This window comes from Kribbella sp. NBC_01510 (assembly GCF_045040325.1).
In the GTDB taxonomy this organism is placed as follows: domain Bacteria; phylum Actinomycetota; class Actinomycetes; order Propionibacteriales; family Kribbellaceae; genus Kribbella.
Map to the genome: position 1 here is coordinate 439,661 of NZ_CP109418.1, position 19,808 is coordinate 459,468.

Annotated in this window: 19 protein-coding genes; 7 read left to right on the forward strand and 12 right to left on the reverse strand. The window is 68.8% G+C overall.

Annotation, left to right across the window (positions count from 1 at the left end):
• Window positions 1-332: 332 nt before the first annotated feature.
• The 5 genes from OG558_RS02150 to OG558_RS02170 all read right to left on the reverse strand — a co-directional run bounded on the left by OG558_RS02150 (window position 333) and on the right by OG558_RS02170 (window position 7,017).
• Window positions 333-914, reverse strand: a complete 582-nt coding sequence (locus OG558_RS02150; RefSeq protein ID WP_405068692.1) for a GNAT family N-acetyltransferase — start codon at window positions 912-914, stop codon at window positions 333-335.
• 50 nt (window positions 915-964) lie between these two features.
• Window positions 965-4,078, reverse strand: a complete 3,114-nt coding sequence (locus tag OG558_RS02155; RefSeq protein ID WP_405068693.1) for a GH92 family glycosyl hydrolase — start codon at window positions 4,076-4,078, stop codon at window positions 965-967.
• A 331-nt stretch (window positions 4,079-4,409) separates the two neighbouring features.
• On the reverse strand, window positions 4,410-5,303 hold the full coding sequence (locus tag OG558_RS02160; protein WP_405068694.1) for an NAD-dependent dehydratase: 894 nt from the start codon (window positions 5,301-5,303) through the stop codon (window positions 4,410-4,412).
• The gene (locus OG558_RS02165) at window positions 5,300-6,130 is read right to left on the reverse strand and encodes a phosphotransferase family protein (protein WP_405068695.1); all 831 of its coding nucleotides are present in this window, start codon (window positions 6,128-6,130) and stop codon (window positions 5,300-5,302) included. Before OG558_RS02165 ends, OG558_RS02160 begins: the two co-directional genes overlap by 4 nt.
• Before the next feature lie 41 nt (window positions 6,131-6,171).
• Window positions 6,172-7,017, reverse strand: a complete 846-nt coding sequence (locus OG558_RS02170) for a nucleoside hydrolase (RefSeq protein ID WP_405068696.1) — start codon at window positions 7,015-7,017, stop codon at window positions 6,172-6,174.
• A 100-nt stretch (window positions 7,018-7,117) separates the two neighbouring features.
• On the opposite strand from OG558_RS02170, the gene dapD reads away from it, so the two are divergent.
• Both dapD and OG558_RS02180 read left to right on the forward strand, forming a co-directional pair.
• Window positions 7,118-8,056, forward strand: coding sequence for a 2,3,4,5-tetrahydropyridine-2,6-dicarboxylate N-succinyltransferase (gene dapD / locus OG558_RS02175; RefSeq protein WP_405068697.1), 939 nt, complete (start codon window positions 7,118-7,120; stop codon window positions 8,054-8,056).
• Between the two features lie 91 nt (window positions 8,057-8,147).
• Entirely contained in the window at window positions 8,148-9,125 is a 978-nt protein-coding gene (locus tag OG558_RS02180) for a hypothetical protein (RefSeq protein WP_405068698.1), read from the forward strand.
• Window positions 9,126-9,190: 65 nt separating this feature from the next.
• On the opposite strand, the gene fdxA is transcribed toward OG558_RS02180, so the two are convergent.
• The gene (gene fdxA, locus OG558_RS02185) at window positions 9,191-9,517 is read right to left on the reverse strand and encodes a ferredoxin (protein ID WP_405068699.1); all 327 of its coding nucleotides are present in this window, start codon (window positions 9,515-9,517) and stop codon (window positions 9,191-9,193) included.
• Between the two features lie 116 nt (window positions 9,518-9,633).
• Between fdxA and OG558_RS02190 the strand changes: the two genes are divergently transcribed.
• Complete coding sequence (locus tag OG558_RS02190) at window positions 9,634-10,560, forward strand: GNAT family N-acetyltransferase (protein WP_405068700.1); 927 nt, start codon at window positions 9,634-9,636, stop codon at window positions 10,558-10,560.
• A gap of 31 nt (window positions 10,561-10,591) precedes the next feature.
• Here the strand turns inward: OG558_RS02190 and OG558_RS02195 are convergent, their stop codons facing one another.
• Window positions 10,592-11,908, reverse strand: coding sequence for an MFS transporter (locus OG558_RS02195; RefSeq protein ID WP_405068701.1), 1,317 nt, complete (start codon window positions 11,906-11,908; stop codon window positions 10,592-10,594).
• Window positions 11,909-11,980: 72 nt separating this feature from the next.
• On the opposite strand from OG558_RS02195, the gene OG558_RS02200 reads away from it, so the two are divergent.
• Window positions 11,981-12,418, forward strand: coding sequence for a type II toxin-antitoxin system PemK/MazF family toxin (locus OG558_RS02200; RefSeq protein WP_329481250.1), 438 nt, complete (start codon window positions 11,981-11,983; stop codon window positions 12,416-12,418).
• 1,135 nt (window positions 12,419-13,553) lie between these two features.
• Here OG558_RS02200 and OG558_RS02205 read toward each other — a convergent pair.
• From OG558_RS02205 to OG558_RS02225, 5 genes are all read right to left on the reverse strand, one after another.
• Window positions 13,554-15,332 carry a VanW family protein gene (locus tag OG558_RS02205; RefSeq protein ID WP_405068702.1) on the reverse strand — a complete coding sequence of 593 codons (1,779 nt, stop codon included), beginning with the start codon at window positions 15,330-15,332 and terminating at the stop codon, window positions 13,554-13,556.
• Between the two features lie 148 nt (window positions 15,333-15,480).
• The gene (locus tag OG558_RS02210; protein ID WP_405068703.1) at window positions 15,481-15,999 is read right to left on the reverse strand and encodes a flavin reductase family protein; all 519 of its coding nucleotides are present in this window, start codon (window positions 15,997-15,999) and stop codon (window positions 15,481-15,483) included.
• 66 nt (window positions 16,000-16,065) lie between these two features.
• Window positions 16,066-16,977, reverse strand: coding sequence for an N-acetyl-1-D-myo-inositol-2-amino-2-deoxy-alpha-D-glucopyranoside deacetylase (gene mshB / locus OG558_RS02215; RefSeq protein WP_405068704.1), 912 nt, complete (start codon window positions 16,975-16,977; stop codon window positions 16,066-16,068).
• A gap of 71 nt (window positions 16,978-17,048) precedes the next feature.
• Complete coding sequence (locus OG558_RS02220) at window positions 17,049-17,345, reverse strand: LuxR C-terminal-related transcriptional regulator (RefSeq protein ID WP_405068705.1); 297 nt, start codon at window positions 17,343-17,345, stop codon at window positions 17,049-17,051.
• Between the two features lie 131 nt (window positions 17,346-17,476).
• On the reverse strand, window positions 17,477-17,845 hold the full coding sequence (locus tag OG558_RS02225) for a (deoxy)nucleoside triphosphate pyrophosphohydrolase (RefSeq protein ID WP_405068706.1): 369 nt from the start codon (window positions 17,843-17,845) through the stop codon (window positions 17,477-17,479).
• Window positions 17,846-17,895: 50 nt separating this feature from the next.
• On the opposite strand from OG558_RS02225, the gene OG558_RS02230 reads away from it, so the two are divergent.
• The 3 genes from OG558_RS02230 (at window position 17,896) to OG558_RS02240 (ending at window position 19,804) form a co-directional block, all read left to right on the forward strand.
• Window positions 17,896-18,528: a hypothetical protein gene (locus tag OG558_RS02230; protein WP_405068707.1), complete on the forward strand. Its 633-nt coding sequence runs from the start codon at window positions 17,896-17,898 to the stop codon at window positions 18,526-18,528.
• 81 nt (window positions 18,529-18,609) lie between these two features.
• Complete coding sequence (locus OG558_RS02235) at window positions 18,610-18,924, forward strand: hypothetical protein (protein WP_328526817.1); 315 nt, start codon at window positions 18,610-18,612, stop codon at window positions 18,922-18,924.
• A gap of 79 nt (window positions 18,925-19,003) precedes the next feature.
• Window positions 19,004-19,804, forward strand: coding sequence for a hypothetical protein (locus tag OG558_RS02240; RefSeq protein ID WP_405068709.1), 801 nt, complete (start codon window positions 19,004-19,006; stop codon window positions 19,802-19,804).
• Window positions 19,805-19,808 lie beyond the last annotated feature (4 nt).

Sequence of the window (19,808 nt, forward strand, 5' to 3'; positions counted from 1 at the left end):
CCTCCAGTTGCCCCCATCAGCCTCCGACCGCACCCAACCGACCGCACCGAACCGCACCGACCGCACTGCGGGGCCGGGCGGAGCGGGAGCTGGCCGGGTTCGTGGGGTCGACGGTGGGATCGGTGCGGATCTACGGGACCTGGGACATCAGCTGAGGCCGTCGGACAGGCTCTGCCGTGTCCGCGGCCCCTGATACCTGTCCGAGGTTGCAGCGAGTCCGCCGCGGCACGTCGGCCACCATCCACACATTGAGCAGGAGACGCGCTATTTCTTGTCCGAACCCACCAGGACGTATCCCATCCTCCGGGAGCTGGCCAGCCGTAGCGCGTGGCTCAACTGTCGGTGCGTAGGCGGCCGTGGAGGTGCCAGTCGTGCCAGCCGTCGGTGTGCTTGATCGCCTGCCGCAGCGTGCCCTCGAGCCTGTATCCGGTGCGCTCGGCGACCCGGCAGGACGCGGTGTTGCCGGTGGAGTGGTGGATGTTCAGCCGGTTGAACCCGATCTGCCCGAAAGCCCAGGCAGACAAGGCTTCCACTGATCTCGCGGCGATGGCTCGGCCCCGGGCCGCCGGGGTCACCCAGTAGGACAGGCTGGCCGAGCCCTCGGCCAGAGAGATGTTGCGCAGTCCGACCTGGCCGAGCGGCTGGTCGTCGCCATCGACGGCCGCCCAGCTCGCCGCTGTCTCGCTGTCCCAGCCATCGGCCCACTGCCCGACCCACTCACCCGCCTCCTCGAGAGTGTCGAATCGCCGGACGTGCCAACGCTGGATGTCGGAACAGGCGAACGCGGTCCGCACCGTGGCGGCATCACTCCCCCGCCACGGGCGCAGTACCAGTCCGTCGTTGGTCGTCAGCCGCGGCTGCGCGGCGTCCCGCAGTGTTCCTGGTGGCAAGGCCGGATCAACGAGCAGAGGCATGCGGTGATGCTAGTGCGCGTAATCAGTGCCTTGGGTGCCGGTGCCGATGGTCAGGTGAGTAGCTCGATCTCGCTGAGGCTGACGACGGAGGTCGACGCCGTGATCACCAAGCGGTAGTGCACGTACGAATCTGGTGCAGCGATCGTGAACGGGCGAGTTTGGCGGCGCCATACGAACGACTGGTCGGTGCGCTCGTCGAGGACCGACCATGTCGTGCCATCGGTCGAGCCTTCGAGGCGCCAGGCCGTGGGGTCGCCTTCGGACTGGCCCGAGGTAAGGGTGTAGAAGGCGGCGGTGGCGGGCTCGGGCAGGGACCAGGTGATGGTCGGGGTGCCCGTGTCGAAGTGGGTTTCGGTTGCGGAGTCGTCGTCGAAGAGCGGATCGGACCGGCGTGGGATCAGGTCGATCAAGGGGGTCGGGATCGCGTCGTCCGTCGTGACGGTCGGTGGGGTGTCCAGGGTGCCCCAGTCGGAAGGATTCGGCCCGAGGACGAAGTCGATCTGGCGAGCTCCGCGCAGTTCGGCGTCGGTGATCGATGCTGTGGGCAATGGTTTGCCGTCGACGTGGAGTTCCTGGACGTAGGGGTGCTCGGGGTTGGTCGCTGTGATGACGATCGGGTCGGCGCCCAGTGGCGTGACCACGACGCGGGAGAAGAGGGGTGAGCCGATGGCGTACTCCGGTGCGCCGACGCGGAGCGGGTAGAGGCCGAGGGCGCTGAAGAGGTACCACGCGGACATCTCGCCGTTGTCCTCGTCGCCGGGGTAGCCCTGGCCGATCTGCTCGCCGACGTACAGACGCTGCAGGACCTCGCGGACGATGGCCTGGGTCTTGTGGGGCGCGCCGGCGTAGTTGTACATCCAGGCGATGTGGTGCGCCGGCTGGTTGCTGAAGCCGAACTGACCCATCCGGACGGCCTGGGCCTCGAGCATCTCGTGGATGACGATCGAGTAGGTGCCCTTCTTCGTCGCCAGTTCCGGCGTCGCGAAGAACTCGTCGAGCTTCGCTTCCAGACCGCGAGTACCGCCGTACAGATTGGCGAGACCGCGGCCGTCGTGGGCGACGTGGAAGGCGAAGTTCCACCCGTCGGTCTCGGTGAAGTCGCCGCCCCACTCGCACGGGTCGAACTCGGCCGGCGTCTTCGCGAACCGCCCGTCCGGCCGCCGGCCCTGGAAGAAGTTGATGTCCGGGTCGAACAGCAGCACGTAGTTCAACGACCGCCGTCGCAGGTACGACGCTTCCTCACGCAACCGGGCCCGTCGCTCCTCGGGAACCGTCGGATCGAGAGACAGCCGCTCGGCCATCGCCGCGAGCCCGAAGTCGTTGAGGTACGCCTCCAACGACCACGACACACTCTCCTCGGTGTCCGTGCTCACATAGCCCGCGAACAACCCCCTCGCGAAACCCTTCCGGCCGACCTCGGTCTCGGTCGGTGCGACGGTCGCGTTGCGCAGACCGGCGTCGTACGTCGCCAACGGGTCGGGCAGCGCAACGCCCTTGAGATAGGCATCCGCGAACGACACGTCCGAGCTCGTCCCGGTCATGCAGTCCGCGTAGCCCGGCGACGACCAGCGGGCGATCCAGCCGCCGTCGCGGTACTGCTGCACGAAGCCGTCCACCAGTTCGGCGGTCAGCTCCGGATAGAGGAACGCGTACGCCGGCCACGCGGTGCGATACGTGTCCCAGAAGCCGCTGTTGACGTACATCTTGCCCGGCTTGACGACCGCGTCGGTCTCTCGATCGGTCGCCGCACCTTCGGTCGGCAGCACCGGGCTCGCGTAGCGGTGGTCGGGCTGGTCGTGGGTTCCGGCGTTCTCGAAGTGCGAGTTCGGGTAGAGGTTGAGGCGGTAGAGGTTGCCGTAGACCGTGCGCAGTTGCGGCTGGGTCGCGCCCTCGGGCCGGATCACCTGGAGGCGTTCGTTCCAGGCCTGGTTCGCGGCCTGCCGGACGTCGTCGAAGCTACGGCCGTCGAGCTCGAGCTCCACGTTGTGCCGGGCCTGGTCGACGCCGATGAACGAGGTCGCGATCCGCAGCGTCACCTCCGGTACGTCGAACCTCGCCGCCCGGGCGTTGTCCCGGCCGCCGGTGGTCGGTCCGAAGTCGGTCGGGGCTGAGGAGAAGACGCCGTAGCAGTACATCGGGGTCCGGCCGAACTCCGAGCCGTTCTCGACCCAGCCGGTCAGCGCGGTCCCGTCGTACGCGAAGGCGCCGTTCTCGTCGATGGTGTCGAACACCAGGTGCCGTCCGGGTGCGTCGGCCGGAAAGGTGAAGCGGAAGATCGCGCCGTGGTCGGTCGGTGCGAGCTCGGCGCGGACGCCAGTGGTCAGGTCGACCGAGTAGACATCGGGCCGGGCGATCTCGTCGTCGTGGCTGAACGCGGCGGCGCGTTCGGCCGGATCCCCGAGCGGCTCCGCGGCGGCAACCGGCATGATCGTCAACTGGTCGCGATCACCCATCCACGGACTCGGCTGATGCGAGAACGCCAGCCCCTGAAGCTCCGGGCGGTTGTCCGCGTTGTTGGCCCGGTGATACTCGTACGGCCACCGATGGGTCGACGCGTCCGTCACCGGCGTCAGGAAGTTGAACCCGTTCGGCCAGGCTGTGATCGGCAGCGTGTTCCCGCGTGAGAAGTCGTGACTCGCGTTGGTCCCGCGCCGCGTGTCGACGTACGCCAGCAGGTCGCTCCCATCCGGCACCTCAGGCGCCGGGCCAACCTCGACGTCATCAACCCACCCCTGGAACTCCACCCCGGAGCCAGGCGCCTCGACCACCACCAGCGCCCGCTCAACGGTCTTCCCGACAGCCGCGGTCAGGTCCACCTGCACGTCATTCCACTGATTCGCGTACAGAACCTTCGCGGCCCCCTGCCCAGCTGCGTCAAACGCCATCCCGTACTGATCCACGACCCCAAGCTCAGACAGCCGGCTCCCGTCCGCGAAGACGAGATCCACCACGACGTACGTCGCCGCGTAACTCAGCTGCTCATCAAGCTCCGGATAGACCATGTACCGCAACCGATCACCGGCCCGGACCACACCACCGGCAACCGGCACCCCACCCTCCTGGCGCCCACCGCTGGTCCCCGCATACCGGGTCCCCTCCACGCTGCTGAACCCGGCCTCCGGACTGGTCGGCCCACCCGGACCGCCACCTGTCTCAATAATCACCCGCGCAATGTTACGTAGCACAGCGGCGGCGAGGACCACGGATCCGGTGATGCGGACGTGTGGCACTCACCAACTGAGCACGGTCGGCGCCGGTCACGCTCAGCTCGTGGCCGGGCGTGGTTGATCGCGGGGGTTGGTGAGTGGGGCAGGTCCGCACTGCGGGAGGAGGCCGGGTCGCGGTGGCCGGCTGCGGACCTGCGGGCCATCACATTCGCAGCGCTCGGGCGCCAGTCCGCCGGGGCGGCGGCGTTGCGACCCGGTTGTGATGGCCTGGCGGTGCGCTCCAGCACGCGGCACCCGCAGAAACGACACCAGAACCCGCGATGCGGCGTCAGTGCGGGGGTGGCGGTGGGGTGTTGCCTGTCTGGATCCACGTGACGTAGTCGCGGGCGGAGTCCGCGGCTGGGCGTAGGTGGAGGCCGGTGGTGAGGGCGCGGGTGTTGTCCAGTTGGAAGGTGCCGTCGTTGGTGCCGTCGTGGGGGAGGTGGAAGCGGTCAACGGTGGGGGACCAGTTCATCGGCGGCGGGTCGGGTACGACTGAGCGCCAGGAGTCGGCCAGATCCGCCATCGTGCGGGTGGGGCCGACGGCGTTGAAAGGGCCGGGGAGACCGCTGACGGTGAGGTGGAGAAGGAAGGCGGCCAGGTCGCGGGCGTCGACGTACTGGATGGGTTGGGTCGGGCGAGCCGCGCATTCCATGGGGGTGTTGTGCGCCAGTGCCCAGCCCCAGTCGCCGAAGTCCGGGTTGTAGGGGCCGACGACGAAGCCGGAGCGTACGGCGGCGGTGCGGTCGCCGAAAGTGGCTGATAGCAACGACTCGCAGCGGACCTTGGATGGACCGTAGAGATCCATGGTGAAGTGGTCTTCGGGGGCACCGACCGGCCACGGCAGGAGAGGTGCGGACTCGGTCATGCCCGGCGTGGTCTTGCTGGCGTAGACGGCGATCGACGACATGTAGGTGTAGTGGCCGACGCGGTCCCGCAACACCTCCGCGCTCAGGCGTACGTCGCGGACCAGGAAGCCGGACATGTCGATGACGCCGTCCCACTCCCCCGCAGCCAGGACGCCGGGATCCGCGCGCTCACCCGTCAAGCGGCGTACCGAAGGAAACAGCCCGGGATTCGTGACGCCGCGGTTGAACAGCGTCACCTCGTGGTCGTCGCGGAGGGCCGCCTCGACGACGTGCCGGCCGAGGTTCTTGGTGCCGCCAAGGACGAGGAGTTTCACGGGAACTGCTCCACGAGACCTTCGAGCTCGGCCAGCAGTGGGTCGATCCAGTCCTCGGAACCAGGAATCGTCCTGACACCTTCAGTGACCACGAAGTCCAGCGCCCGCAGGCAGAAGCACGCGCCGCCGACGGTCACCTGACGGTCGACCAGGAACGGATCCGCCCCGGCGGACTCGACGTACCGGGCCACGATCGGTTCGCGGTCGTGGCCGAGGGCAACGGCATCGCGGACCAGCGTATAGAGGTCGCTGAGGTGCGGCGCGAGGTACACGAGCGGCCAGTCGACCGCAGTCCATCGCGTGCCGTCCGTGACCAGATTCTTCGGCACGAAGTCACCATGGACCACGCGCAACCCGACATCCCGGTGCAGCGCGGCCAACGCCTCCGTCAACGGGCCGACATCGAAGGAGATCCGGCCGATCCGGCCGGCCAGGTCCTTCACGTGCTCAGGTGGAAACCCACTCGTTCCCTCGACGGGCGTACGCCGGATCGCGGCCAGCACGTCGGCCGCGGCCAGGAACCCGTCCACCGACGGCTCCTGTTCGAGCGTCACCCGTCCCACATCCGCCAGCACCAGTACGCCGTCCGCCGACGCGATCAACTCTGGAGCCGGCAGGCCCAACGGGATCACGTACCGCTCGTACGCCGTACCTTCACCGGACTGCGCGTCCGTCCCGCGCTTCACGATCACACTGCGCAACCCGTACGACAGCCGCCACACCTCTGACGATCCCCACTGCCGCAACAGCTCACCGCTCAACGCATCGACCGACGGCGCCTCGGTCGCCCGGAGAACTGGAACGCTCGGGAGCCAGGCGGGAAGCATTCGACGAGTAGATCACAACCGCCCGTACGCGCGCCGCCGGATTAGCCGGTCGCCCGGCAAGCCGCGAGGATGCGGTCCACGATGCGTCGCCCGACCCGGCCGGTGTCGAGATCGGCGACGATCCGGTGCGGTCCGTCGCCGGGGGTGAAGCGGGTGAGGCCGGTCGGATCGACCTCGATCCGGCCGGTCGCGAAGGTGAACAACTCCGGGTCCGTGAGCATCAGTACGGCGGCCGGGTCGTGCGGCACGTTGGAGTCATCGGCGGTGAACTTCCAGAACTGCCGCATCTCCGCGGCGAGCAACTGGCCGAGCGGCCCGGCGGCCTCGATCTCCGCGACCACCGCGCCGCCGAGCCGGATCCGGGTCGTCTGATCCAGCCCGATCACAGTCGCCGGGACCCCGCTGGCGAACACCACCGCGGCCGCGTCGACATCACACTTGATGTTGTGCTCGACCTTGCTCAGCGAGAAGTCGCCGCCCATCAGAAACAACTGCCCAACAACCCGGCCGGGTTGCTCCACGGCTTCGGCCACGTTGGTGAGCGGACCGACCGCGACGACCGTCGGCGAGGTCGCGAGTACGTCGATCGGGTCGGCCTCGAGGTCGACCTTCTCCCGCTCGAGGTCGGGCAGCAGCGCGCCCTCGTGGCCCGCCCACCAGACGGCCCGGCCGGAGCGGGTCTCGGCGCGTCCGGCTACCACGAGCCCCGGTTCCCGGCCGGCCACGCCGGTCACCCGCGCGACCATCCTTGCCCTGAGCAACGTATCGCCGTACACCGTGGTCACGGCGGCCAGGTCGAGCCCGGGTGAGCCGAAGATCGTGGCCAGGGCCAGGACGTCGTCGACGTCGGAGCCGATGTCGGTGTCCAGGGTCAGAGCGGTCGTCATCGGCATCCTTCCGGTCGCTGGCGCCGGTCACCGAGCGTGCCGGCCGCTCGGACAGCGGTCGGGTTCGATGGCCCGGACAGCAGTCTGGCAGGCTGTGGGTATGACCGAGAACGCCACGCACGCCTGGGGCTTCGGCCTCGCCACCGTCACCGCCAGCGGCACCGTCCTCGACGTCTGGTACCCGGCACCCGAGCTCGGCTCGCAGCCGGACGGCGCGAAGGCGCCCGCCGAGCTGATCGCCGCCGAGGGCAACGACGAACTGCGGCAGGTACGGCGCGAGGTCGTGGCGGCCGAGATCGCGCTGGACCAGGCGCCGGCCGGCACCGCGGACGCGTACCTGCGGCTGCACCTGCTGTCACACCGGCTGGTCCGCCCGCACGGCCTCAACCTGGACGGCATCTTCGCCGCTCTGCCGAACAACGCGTGGACGTCGGTCGGTCCGGTCCCGGTCGAAGAGATCGAGCAGGTCCGGCTCCGAGCCCGCGCGGCCGGTCAGCACTTGTCGGTGACGAGTGTCGACAAGTTCCCCCGGATGACGGACTACGTCGTACCGAGCGGGGTCCGGATCGGTGACGCCGACCGGGTCCGGCTGGGCGCGCACCTGGCCGCGGGGACGACGGTCATGCACGAGGGCTTCGTGAACTTCAACGCCGGCACGCTCGGGACGTCCATGGTCGAGGGCCGGATCGTGGCCGGCGTGGTGGTCGACGACGGCAGCGACATCGGCGCGGGCGCGTCGATCATGGGCACCCTGTCCGGCGGCGGCACGCAGGTCGTCTCGATCGGCAAGCGCTGCCTGCTCGGCGCGAACGGCGGCACCGGCATCTCGCTCGGCGACGACTGCGTGGTCGAGGCGGGGCTGTACGTGACCGCCGGCACCAAGGTCACCCTCCCGGACGGCGGCGTGGTGAAGGCCCGCGACCTGTCAGGGCAGCCCGGTCTGATGTACATCCGCAACTCGGTCACCGGAGCGGTCGAGGCGCGGCCACGCAGGGGTGAGGGCATCACGCTGAACGAAGCCCTGCACGCCAACGCGTGATCGGCGCCAACCAATGTGAGGTTGTGCACGTCAATCACTTCGTGACCCCCAGATCGGAACCCGCCCACCGCCCCCGAACGTTGGGAGCGGTATGCCGATGAAGCGGGGCGTCGTGGTTGCCCTGGGCGCGATAGGCGCGCTCAGCCTGGCCGTCGGCGTCGGGATCGCGTGGCTCGGCGGCAAGAACATCGCGTCGATCCTGCCTCCGCAGGAGCAGTGCGAGGTCACGGTCGACGGGCAGACCGTCGTACTGGATCTGGAGCAGGCCGAGTCGGCGGCCATCATCGCGGGTGTCGCCGTACGGCGGGGGCTGCCGGCGCGGGCGGCGACGATCGCACTGGCGACGGCGTATCAGGAGTCCGGACTACGGAACCTGGCGCACGGGGACCGGGACTCGCTGGGGCTGTTCCAGCAGCGGCCGTCGCAGGGCTGGGGCACCGTGGCGCAGGTGCGGGATCCGCACTACGCGGCCGGGAAGTTCTACGACGCGCTGGTGAAGATCAAGAACTACCAGAAGCTCTCGGTCACGGTCGCGGCCGACCGAGTGCAGCGCAGCGCGTTCCCCAACGCGTACGCCGATCACGAGGCGGACGCGCGGGTCCTGGCGTCGGCGTTGACCGGGCAGTCGAAGAGTGTCTTCAGTTGCACGGTGAACACGGACTCCGTGCCGGCCGAGACGATCGGCCGGAACGGGCTGACACCGCGGGCGGACGCCGTACGGAAGGACCTGATCCGGACCTTCGGCACGTTGCCCACCGGCGGGTACGCCGCGGGTGGTGTGCGGAGCGGACACATGGAGGGCTCGGCGCACTACGACGGCCGGGCGGTCGACGTGTTCGTGCGGCCGATCTCCGTGCCGAACACGACCAAGGGCTGGGCGATGGCGCAGTACCTGGTGGCTCGGGCCAAGATGCTCAACATCCAGACGGTCATCTTCAGCGACAAGATCTGGACCGCCGGGGGCCGCTCGGACAGCGGCTGGCGCGACTACACCCCACCCGAGCGATCTGGCGACCCAGCCATCCTCCGCCACCTCGACCACGTCCATGTCGACGTCCTGGCCCAGTAATCCGCCTGTGAAGCCTGAGGCGGGGCGTCCGTGTGGACGCCCCGCCTCAGTGTGCAGTCAGGTGGTTACTCGTCGTGTTCCTGCGGGGGCAGGGCGGCGACGAAGGGGTGATCCTTGTCGATCTTGCCCATCTTCGACGCGCCGCCGGGCGAGCCCAGGTCGTTGAAGAAGTCGACGTTCGCGGTGTAGTAGTCCTTCCACTGCTCCGGAGTGTCGTCCTCGTAGTAGATCGCCTCCACCGGGCAGACCGGCTCGCACGCTCCGCAGTCGACGCACTCGTCGGGGTGGATGTACAGCATCCTGTTGCCCTCGTAGATGCAGTCGACGGGGCACTCCTCGACACACGCGAGGTCCTTCAGGTCAACACACGGCTGCGCGATGACGTAGGTCACTGCTACTCCTCCTATGGCAGGCAAGCGCAGCGTTCGACTTGGGGTGCTGCGATGCGGTGGTGCAAGGTCTCTAGTATCACGGTAGTACTTCGCCCACTCTGCCAGGAGTCCGCATCGTGTCAGGCCTGAGCGCCCGTGATATCGGCCACCGTGTAGTGGTCCGGCACCGGATTCCGGGCGGCCTGACCGATGTGATCGGCGTTCTGGAGTCCTGGGAGCCCGCCGGCCTGGTAGTTCGCCACGCCGATGCCAGTCTGCACCAGATCCAGGCCGGTGACGTGACAGCGGCCAAAACAATCCCCGAGATGCCGCTGCGGCCGGTGGACGTCGACCAGTTGTTCCTCACCACCGCACTGGGTCGCCCCTCGGTCGAGACGTCGTACGTCGGGCACTGGTTGCTCCGGGCCTCCTCAGGCTGGACCGGCCGGGGCAACTCGCTGCTGCCGGCCGGGAGCCCCGGGATGCCCGTGACCGAGGCGCTCAAGCACGCTGAGGCCTTCTACGACGAGCGGGGCCTGCCCCCACAGGCCCTGGTCCGGCTCGGCAGTCCCGAGGCGGAGGAGCTCCGTGCGTGCGGGTGGATCGACGCCCGCCCGCAGCAGTCCGACGTACTCGTCATGCACACCACGCTCGACCACGTGAACGCTGCGCCGCCGTACGACGTACTCGTTGCGGAGCACCCGGGTCACGCGTGGTACGCGGCCGCGTTCGACGGGCCGGTGCCCGAGTCGGCACCGGCCGTGTTGGAGGGCGCTCCGAAGGCCGTGTTCGCCTCCATCACGCTGGACGGCACGACGGTCGCGGTGGGACGTGGATCGATGACTGGCCACTGGCTGGGTGCCGACGCGATCCGCGTTGACGCCGCGTACCGCCACCGAGGCCTGGGCACCGCGATCCTGCAGGCCCTGGCCCGCTGGTCCGGCCCGCTGGGCGGTCGCCGTACCTATCTGGAGGTGCTGGATGAGAACGCACCCGCCCTGGCCACCTACACCCGCTTGGGCTACCGCGAGGCGTATCGCTACCGCTATCTGACGAGCCGCTGAGCCGCACCGGCCCCTACAAGCGTCAGCACGATCAGCCCAGCCAGTACGACGCCCAACGCGCGGTGGGGTCAGTAGCCAACGCGGCGTACGTGGAGCCGGCGAGAGCGACGCCAAGTGTGCCGGCGAGCTGTGCGTTGGTGGCGACCACCCCGGACAGGTCAGCGGCGTACTGCGGGGTCGTGCTCGAGGTGATCGCACCGATGAGGGTGTTGGAGCTGATCCCCAGGCCCAGGCCGCCGACGCCGAGCAGTGCGAAGAGGAGTGGCCCACTACGGCCGCCCAGCAGCAGATAGGCCAGCACGGACAGATAGCCGACCGCCAGGATGAGGCAGCCGATGACCGGCATCCACCGCACTCCCCTGCGCAGTCTGGGGAGGATAGGCCCGGCCAGACCGAAGGCGGCGACCCAGACGACCATGGCGAAGCCTGAGTACGCAGGGCCCTTGTGAAGGCCGTCCTGCAGGTAGAGGGCGAGCACGAAGAGCAGGGCGAAGTACGTGCCCGACGTGCAGCCGTGAGCGAGCAGACCGGCCCGGACGGACGAGTTGCGGAGGACCTGTCGGGCGATCAGTGGGCGACCACCACGTGCCGCTGTACGGCGTTCGCCGTACTCGAAGAACGCCAGGGCCGGGAGGCTCAGGACCAGGCAAAGCCAGGACCAGGTCGGCCAGCCGCGCTCGGAGCCCAGCAGGAGCGGGACGATCACGAGCAGAACCGTTGTGGACAAGGTGAGTACGCCGAGCAGGTCCAGGCGATCGCGATGGCCGTCGGGGTCGGCGGGAAGCACCCGGCGGGCGGCGACAGCGAGTGCGATGCCGATCGGGACGTTGACCAGGAAGATCGGGCGCCAGCCGGTGCCGAAGAGGTCGGCCGCGATCAGGACGCCGCCGAGCACCTGCCCGGCGACTGCGCCACCGGAGAGGGCGATCGAGAAGTAGCCGAGAGCCTTCAGCCGGTCCCGGCCCTGGAAGTGCAACTGGATGCCGCTGAGCACCTGCGGGACCATCAGCGCGGCCCCGGCGCCCTGGACGAAGCGGGCGACGACGAGGGTGACGATGTTCGGAGCGAGGCCGCACGCCAGCGAGGCCGCGGTGAACACGGTCAGGCCGAGCAGGAACGTCGTCCGGTAGCCGAGCGACGAGCCGAGGCGGGCGCCGGTGATCAGCAGTACGGCGAAGGCGACGACGTACCCGGAGACGACCAGACCCACCGCGCCCGCGGAGGCGTGCAGATCCGCGCCGATCGACGGGCCGGCGATGTTCGCGACCGCGGTGTCGATGTTCGCCATGAACTGCCCGGTGAGCAGGACGGTCAGGATCGCGGCCCGGTTGGCTGGTCGGGTTTCCACGTGCACGGTGTTTTCCACGGAGTTGGAACGGTGTGAGGGCGCTGAGATGTGAGGGCGCTAACCTCGGGTGGCATGGCGGATCACGTGGTGGAGCGGCCGGAGTACGCCGGGGACTTCGAGGGGACGGTGCACGTCGAGTACACGCCGCACCCGGATGACGGGGTGGCGGATCCGGGCGAGATCGTCTGGACGTGGGTGCCGTTCGAGGAGGACTTCGCCCGCGGGAAGGACCGGCCCGTGCTGGTGGTCGGATCGGACGGACCGTGGTTGCTGGCGCTGATCCTGACCAGCAAGGACCACGATCGCGACGCCGCCGACGAGGCACGCTGGGGGCGGATCTGGATGGACATCGGCAGCGGCGCCTGGGACAAGGAAGGCCGCCGCAGCGAGGTCCGGCTCGACCGGGTCCTCCGGATCGACCCAGGTCACGTCCGCCGCGAGGGCGCCGCCATCGGCGAAGACCTCTTCAACCAGGTAGCCGCCGAGCTCCACCAGATCCACCGCAGCTGAGCCAGGGTCATTTCAGCGGACATCCCCACGAGTGGCGCCCACCCGTCGCACAGAACCAGACAACCCAGCACGCGCACGGCATCCGGTCCACCCTTCAACTGCCGCCTGGCTGGCTGGCGGGGGCGCGGACACCCCGTCGGGACCTCGAACACCTCCCAGCCTGTCCCAGGCCCCGACACCTTGTCCCAGGTCCCCGGTCCTCCCTGAAGTCCCCCGCCGTACCCCGACCGGCGGGCGGGGCCGCGGACACCATCGCGGGACTTGCAACACCTCACAACCTGTCCCAGGCCCCGACACCTCGTCCCAGGTCCCGACACCTTGTCCCAGGTCCCCGCTCCTGCCTGAAGTCTCCCGGCCGCCGTAGCCCGACCGGCGGGCGGGGCCGCGGACACCATCGCGGGACTTGCAACACCTCACAACCTGTCCCAGGCCCCGACACCTCGTCCCAGGTCCCCGCTCCCGCCTGAAGTCCTCCGGCCGCCGTAGCCCGACCGGCGGGCGGGCGGGGCCGCGGACACCATCGCGGGACTTGCAGCACCTCACAACCTGTCCCAGGCCCCGACACCTCGTCCCAGGTCCCCGCTCCCGCCTGAAGTCCTCCGGCCGCCGTAGCCCGACCGGCGGGCGGGCGGGGCCGCGGACACCATCTCGGGACTTGCAACACCTCACAACCTGTCCCAGGCCCCAACACCTTGTCCCCGGCACCACTCCTGTCCACAGTCTTCGGCCGCCGTACGCCGCCAGTCGTCCCCGGCCGCGATACGGCGCCGGACGGTGGTGGGTGTCGTACCGCCCGACTCTGTGCACCAGCGAAGCGTCACAGCGGCGGCGGCTCGGTGCCTCCTCGGCGCACAAAGTGGCGGGTCCGGCGACCCACGGCAACGACAAGAGAGTCGGATAACCCCTCAGATGGTCCCTTCTCCCCTCGTGATTCGAGGGGAGAAGGGACACCTTGAGGGGTTATCCCCGGCTCAAATGCCCTGGCGCCGGGCTGGCTCGGCGGATGGTGGTCAGCTGGGTGGGCGGGCGGCGATTAGCTGAGGCGCGGCCGGTCAGCTGGGTGGGCGGTCAGCTGGCTCGGCGGGGCCGGTCAGCCGGGTGGGCGGGCCGCGGTCAGCTGGCTCGGCGGGGGCGGTCAGCTGGGTGGGCGGGTGGTGGTGCTGGTGCTGGGCTTGCCGAGGCCGGGTGGCGTGTTGCCGGGCGGTGGGGGCGGGGTGGTGCCGGGTTTGGGGCCGCAGCGGATGTCGTCGGCGGCGTTGTACTTCGTGGTGAAGGACTCGGTCTTCACCCGGGTGCCGTTCTTCGCGAAGTAGCGGTAGACGGTGATGTCGAAGCCAGGAGTAGGCGCCTGGACCCGGCAGTCCGCCGCGGTGTTGTAGACGACCGCCGGCTGACGGGGATTGCTCTTCGCCGACTGCCCCGCGGTGATGTCCCAGGTCTTGGTGCCCCAGATGACCACCCGGATACTGCCCTGGTGGCCCGGCGTCGACGCCTTGAAGATCGTCTGGACCAGGACGCCCTTGCCCGAGTCGTTGAGGAACTTCAGGTCGACCGACGGCCACGCCACGGTCGCCTCACGGCCGACCGGGTAGCGGCTGATGTAGACGCTGTGCGCCTTGTGCTCGAGGATCTTCAGCCCGGCGAAGAAGGCCGCGTTGAAGGTGGTCGTCGCCGACTGCGAGACCCCGCCGCCGAGGTCCAGCACGAACTTCCCGCCGCTGATGATGTTGCCCTCGGTGAAGCCGTTCTCCTTGGTCCGCTCGCCGACGATCTTGTTCAGGCTGAACGTCTCGCCCGGCTTCAGCAGCGTGCCGTTGATCTTGGCCGCCGCGGTGCCGATGTTGGTGTTGCGGTACGGCGCGTGCGGGAACTGGGTGGTGAAATCGCCCATCTTCTCCGTGATCCCCAGCGCGGCCGCCTGCTCGGTGGTCAGCTTCGCCGGGGTGTGCGCGAGACCCACCACGGCCCGGCGCTCGCCGGTCGGCTTGGGCAGGATCGCCAGGATCGCCGGCACCACCTTGGTGCGGTCGACCACCATGCCGTCGACGGCCGGGATGACCTTCGGCCCGTTGCCGACGATCTGCACGGTCGCGTCCTTCGGCAACGTCTCCAGTGCCTTGAACCGCTTCTGGAACAACGGCTCCAGCTTCTTCGCGTCCAGCGTCGGGGTGACGTCACCGTCCTTCGCGGTCAGCGTCAGCGCCGGCGCGATCTCGGCCGGAAGCAGCTCGACCGCATTGGATCCGACGGTGAGCCGGACCGGACCGGACATCGCCGGCTCGGCGTAGTCTTTCAGCGCCTTGTCGATGGCCTCGGAACCGGCCTTCGGCTTGGTCACGCCGACCGGGAGGTCCTTGGGTTCGCCGTCGGCCGGGTAGGCCTTGGCCACCGCGTCCTCGGCCTTCGCGTTGTCCAGCTGCAGACCGTCGGCCGGCGCGTGGGTGACCGGCTTCGTGCCGTCGAACGTGATGGTGCCTTCGGTCGCCGACCGGTTCACCTGGGTGGCGAGCTTCTCGACGGCCGTCTTCAGCTTCGCGTCGTCCCTGGTGACGACGGGCTTGATCGCGCCGCCGCCGGTCAGGCCGTGCCAGATCCGGCCCGGGGCCAGGCTGCGGCCCGCGCCCGCGGCGGCCACGGTGGCGTCCAGGTCCACGGACAGGCCGGCGTCTGCCGGGTTGACCTCGAACTTGGACTCGCCCGCCTTCAGCGCGATCGGCTGCGCGATCTGGTCCTTGAGACCGGCCTCCAGCTTCGCCTTGGCGTCCTTCTGGGACAGACCACCGACCGGTACTCCGAGAACGGTGGTGTCACCGGGGATCTTGTCGCCGGCGAACGCGAACGCCGCGCCGTATCCCACCACGAGCACACCAAGCGCCGCGGCGGCAATGATCCCCGCGAGCTGCTTTCTCCCCACCGGAAAGAGTCCTCCTGCTCGAAGCCATGGACAGGCTGCACCAGACGGGCACGGCCCGGGGCACAAGGGCACATCCTACGGGACGGGGCAGGCCCCTCTCGCCGATGGGGCAGGCCCGGGTTGCTCCGATATGGCCCAACGATCACGCTCAGGCGTTGGGCAAATCCCGGTAGTGACTGGAGTAGTAGATCAGCGCGCTGGGATCGGCCGGCTCGCCCAGCCCGAGGCTGAGCACCTCGCCGACCACGATCGTGTGGTCGCCCCCGTCGTACGTCGCCCAGGTCCGGCACTCGAGCCACGACAGTGCGCCGGCGATCAGCGAACACCCGGTCTTCGGGCCGGCCGCCGTACCGATGCCGTCGAACTGGCTGTAGAGGTCGCGCCCCGACCGGGCGAAGCGGTCCGCGATCGACCGCTGGTCCCCGGCCAGGACCGAGATCGCCCAGTAGCCACAGTCCAGTACGGCGGCGTGCATCCGGACACCCTTGTCGACGCAGACGAGCACCAGCGGCGGATCCAGCGACAACGAGGTGAACGCGTTCGCGGTCATCGCGTGCGCCACACCGTCCTGCAGCGTGCTCATGATCGTGATCCCGGACGCGAACCGTCCCAGCGCCGCACGGAACTCCGCGGGCGCCACACTCCCGCTCGGCTCGGTCGAGGACACTCCAGCAGGTTATGCCCGCTGCAAGGTTGATGCCTCAACCGAGCATGTGGGAACGGTCACCTCTGGCTACAGACCGGCGAACAGATCGTGCTCCAGACCGTCCGGACCGGGCGCAGCCGTGCCCTTGACCAGGCGATACGGCTCCGAGCCCCAGATCTGGTTGCCGTTGTTGTTCGACAGGGCGAAGAACGGTCCGTCGACGGTGATCTGGGTGGCGTGCGCCTTCATCGCGTTCATCTTGCGATCCAGGTGGTCGTCGCCCTCGATCACACAGTCGATGAACCGGTCCGGCGTGACGAACGGGCCGAGCGGACCGTCCGGGTCCATCCCCTCGAACGTCGTCAGGTCGCCGGAGTCGCGCAACTCGCGCAGCTGCGACCGCATCCGGGACTCCGCCATCGCCGTCCAGTAGATCTTCTGGATGTCCCAGGCCTCGCCCAGGTCTTCGCGATACGACCGGGCACCCGCCAGGGCAGCGGCGTACGTCGCGACGCGGTGAGCCTTGATGTGGTCGGGATGGCCGTAGTTGCCGTACTGGTCGTAGGTCACCAGCACCTGCGGCCGGACCTCGCGGATGACCGGGATCAGGTCGTCGGCCGCGGTGAGCAGGTCGGCCTGCCAGAAGCTGTCCTTCCGGGTCTCCGGTGGGACGTCCGCATTGCCGTCGTCGTTATAGATCATCCCCGTGTCGCGGTACTTGCCCGCGCCACCGAGGAAGCGGTGGTCGGTGACCCCGAGCTCGGCCATCGCGGCGGCGAGCTCGCCGATCCGGTGCTCGCCGAGCTGGTCGGTCTGGTCGGCGGCCAGGTGGGTGAGCTCGGGGACGAGCACCTCACCTTCCTCGCCGAGCGTGCAGGTGATGAGCGTGACCTGGGCTCCCTCGGCCACATAGCGCGCCATCGTCACGCCGTTGTTGATCGTCTCGTCGTCCGGGTGGGCGTGCACCAGCAGCAGCCGGCGCTCAGCAAGCTCAACCATGGCGAAAGCCTACGTCGGGCCTCGGACAGTTCTCCGGGCTCACCCGCGAAGGCCTGCGACGAGCCTCCCGGTCAGCCGAAGCGGCGGACCAGGAGGCAGCCGGCCTGGAAGCGGGACTTGGCGCCGAGGCCTGCGATCAGGGCGCTGATCTCCGAGCGCACGGTGCGCAGCGACAACCCGAGGTCGCGCGCGATCGCGGCGTCCTTGGCCCCCGTCGACATCATCCGGCCGATCGCCACCTGACGGCTGGTCAGCTCGCCGACCGCGACCGGGGTCCGGCGCCGCGACCCCAGTTCGTAGACCTCGCACACCACCTGCGGTGCGAAGTCTTCTCTTCGCACCGCGGTAACGGCCGGAAACACCGACATACTTCACTCCTCCCCAAGAGCTTCAGGGAAGGATTGTCTCGGTGGTCTAATCCAGTTACCAGGTACAACCCATACAAACCACCCATACAGTTCCCCGGAGTGAGCTCCTCCATCGATGTGACTTCCGCCACTCAGAGCCGGGTCCGAAGTTCTCGGACGAACGGCCGATCCGGCACCAGCCAGTCCATTTCGTCCAGCTCCGCCGCGCCGAACCACCGGAGCTCGGCGTGCTCCCGCAGTACCGGTTCGCCGTCGACGATCGACGCCAGGTAGACGTGCAGCCGATAGGCCGCGGAGATGTCGACGGCCGGCCCGAGCGACGCCCCGACCTTGATCTCCAGGTCGAGTTCTTCACGGATCTCCCGGACCGCCGCCTGCTCGTCGGTCTCCCCCGGCTCGACCTTCCCGCCCGGGAACTCCCAGCCCCCGTCAGGCCCCGGCCGGTACGCCGCCAGCACCAGACCATCGCGCACGACAGCCACTCCCACCACAATCTGCACTGTCGCGACTCTGCCAGACATTGTCGGTCACCGTTGGCAGGATGAGCCGCATGCCGTTGCAGAACAGGGTTCTCCCCACGCAGGAGATCGTGGCCGACCCCGGCCGCGGCCTGCTGATGGGCAACCGCGGCAGCCTGCACGGCCCGGATCGCCGCCTGGGCACCACCCGCTGGCGCTCGAAGGCGTGGATCTGCTGCGTCCTTGACTGGAAGGGCGTTCAGCGCGATCCGATGCCGCCCGGGCGCTGGACCGCGCTGTTCTTCTTCGACGAGGCCGTTGCCCTCGCCGCCGGTCATCGCCCCTGCCATTACTGCCGCCGCAGGGATTTCCTGCTGTACGCCGGCGCCTGGGCCAGGGGCCGCGGTCTCGACGAACGGGCCCGCGCCCCCGCGATGGATGTCCAGCTCCACAGCGAGCGCGTCGTCCCACGCACCCGGCAGCAACGCACCACCGTCCAGGACCTCGCCGGCCTCCCGGACGGAGCGATGATCCGGCTCGACGGCCGCCCCGCCCTCGTCCTCGACCACCAGGTCCTGCCCTGGTCCTGGGGCGGGTACGGCGAACCCCACCGGCCACCCGGACTGCGCGAGGTCGAGGTGCTCACCCCACCGGCGAATCTCGTTGTGCTGCAGGCCGGATTCGTTCCATTACTCCACCCGTCGGCACGGTCGCAACTGAGGTGACCCTAACTGGAAACACGCCGTACCGAGGGGTCTTCCGTTGGACGCCTGGCAGAGGCAAAGTGTGCCCATACTGACAGCTACATGACCATCACTGGAGTCGGCATGGGTGAAGGCAACAGCGGCGTTGCCGCAGTCGTCCGCGCGCTCGAGGGCCTACATGATGCCGTGGGCAAACTCAGCCAGGAGTACGGTGACACCCTCGGCATCCGCCGCCTGGTGTCCGATGTGGCTCGGCTGAACGACGATCTGGCCGAGCTCGGCCCGCCCGACCCCCGGCACAGACCCGGACCCGTTCCGGAGGAACTCGAGGAGATTCCCGACGTGGAGTATGACGCGTCCATGTGGACCGACGCGGAGCATGAAGGCTTCGGCGCGCCTGACAGGCACGCCCCGTGAGTGAGCGCAGCGAGAGAACCAATAAACAGAGTGGCCTTCGGACAGCAGAATCGCCCGCAGCGAAGCGAGGACGATTCTGATGGCCACGGGTGTAAGCGCTCCCGGTCGCGCACAGATCGGGCAGAAGACACTACGAACCGACCGCTGGTGGCTGGCGCCACTGCGGATCGGGGTGATCCTGCTCTTCTTCATCGTCTACGCGACGATCCGGATCTTCATGGGCAAGTGGTACTGGGTCGACGATTTCCACTACCTCACCCCGCTGTACTCGCCCTGCCTGAGCAGCTCGTGTGTCGAAGGCTCCAGCCACCTCGGCACCTGGTTCGGCGGATTCCCGCGCTGGCTGCCCTTGAGCCTCATCACCTTCGTGGTGCTGGCCGGCTTCCGCGGCACCTGCTACTACTACCGCAAAGCGGGCTACCGGTCGCTGTTCTTCGCACCGGCCGCGTGCGCGGTCCCGGAGCCGCACAAGAAGTACACCGGTGAGACCAAGTTCCCGCTGATCACCCTGAACCTGCACCGGTACTTCTTCTACGGCGCGCTGGTCTTCGGCCTGCTCAACGTGTACGACGGCATCCAGGCCTTCCACGGCAAGGACGGTGGCTTCGGTATCGGCCTGGGCACGGTGATCATCTGGGTCAACCTGGTGATGCTCTGGTTCTACACGCTGTCCTGCCACGCCTGCCGGCACATCGTCGGCGGCCGGCTGAAGAACTTCTCCAAGCACCCGCTGCGCTACCGGTACTGGACCTTCGTGTCCAAGCTGAACCCCAAGCACGGCACGTTCGCGATGACGTCGCTGTTCACCGTGATCCTCACCGATGCCTACATCATGGGACTGTCGGCCGACTGGTTCTCCGATCTGCGCTTCTTCAACTGATACA

Coding starts and splice junctions, on each gene's coding strand:
- OG558_RS02150 (WP_405068692.1), bottom strand. CDS start 914: ATGCCTCTGCTCGTTGATCCGGCCTTGCCACCAGGAACACTGCGGGAC.
- OG558_RS02165 (WP_405068695.1), bottom strand. CDS start 6,130: ATGCTTCCCGCCTGGCTCCCGAGCGTTCCAGTTCTCCGGGCGACCGAG.
- OG558_RS02170 (WP_405068696.1), bottom strand. CDS start 7,017: ATGACGACCGCTCTGACCCTGGACACCGACATCGGCTCCGACGTCGAC.
- dapD (WP_405068697.1), top strand. CDS start 7,118: ATGACCGAGAACGCCACGCACGCCTGGGGCTTCGGCCTCGCCACCGTC.
- OG558_RS02180 (WP_405068698.1), top strand. CDS start 8,148: ATGCCGATGAAGCGGGGCGTCGTGGTTGCCCTGGGCGCGATAGGCGCG.
- OG558_RS02200 (WP_329481250.1), top strand. CDS start 11,981: ATGGCGGATCACGTGGTGGAGCGGCCGGAGTACGCCGGGGACTTCGAG.
- mshB (WP_405068704.1), bottom strand. CDS start 16,977: ATGGTTGAGCTTGCTGAGCGCCGGCTGCTGCTGGTGCACGCCCACCCG.
- OG558_RS02220 (WP_405068705.1), bottom strand. CDS start 17,345: ATGTCGGTGTTTCCGGCCGTTACCGCGGTGCGAAGAGAAGACTTCGCA.
- OG558_RS02230 (WP_405068707.1), top strand. CDS start 17,896: ATGCCGTTGCAGAACAGGGTTCTCCCCACGCAGGAGATCGTGGCCGAC.
- OG558_RS02235 (WP_328526817.1), top strand. CDS start 18,610: ATGACCATCACTGGAGTCGGCATGGGTGAAGGCAACAGCGGCGTTGCC.
- OG558_RS02240 (WP_405068709.1), top strand. CDS start 19,004: ATGGCCACGGGTGTAAGCGCTCCCGGTCGCGCACAGATCGGGCAGAAG.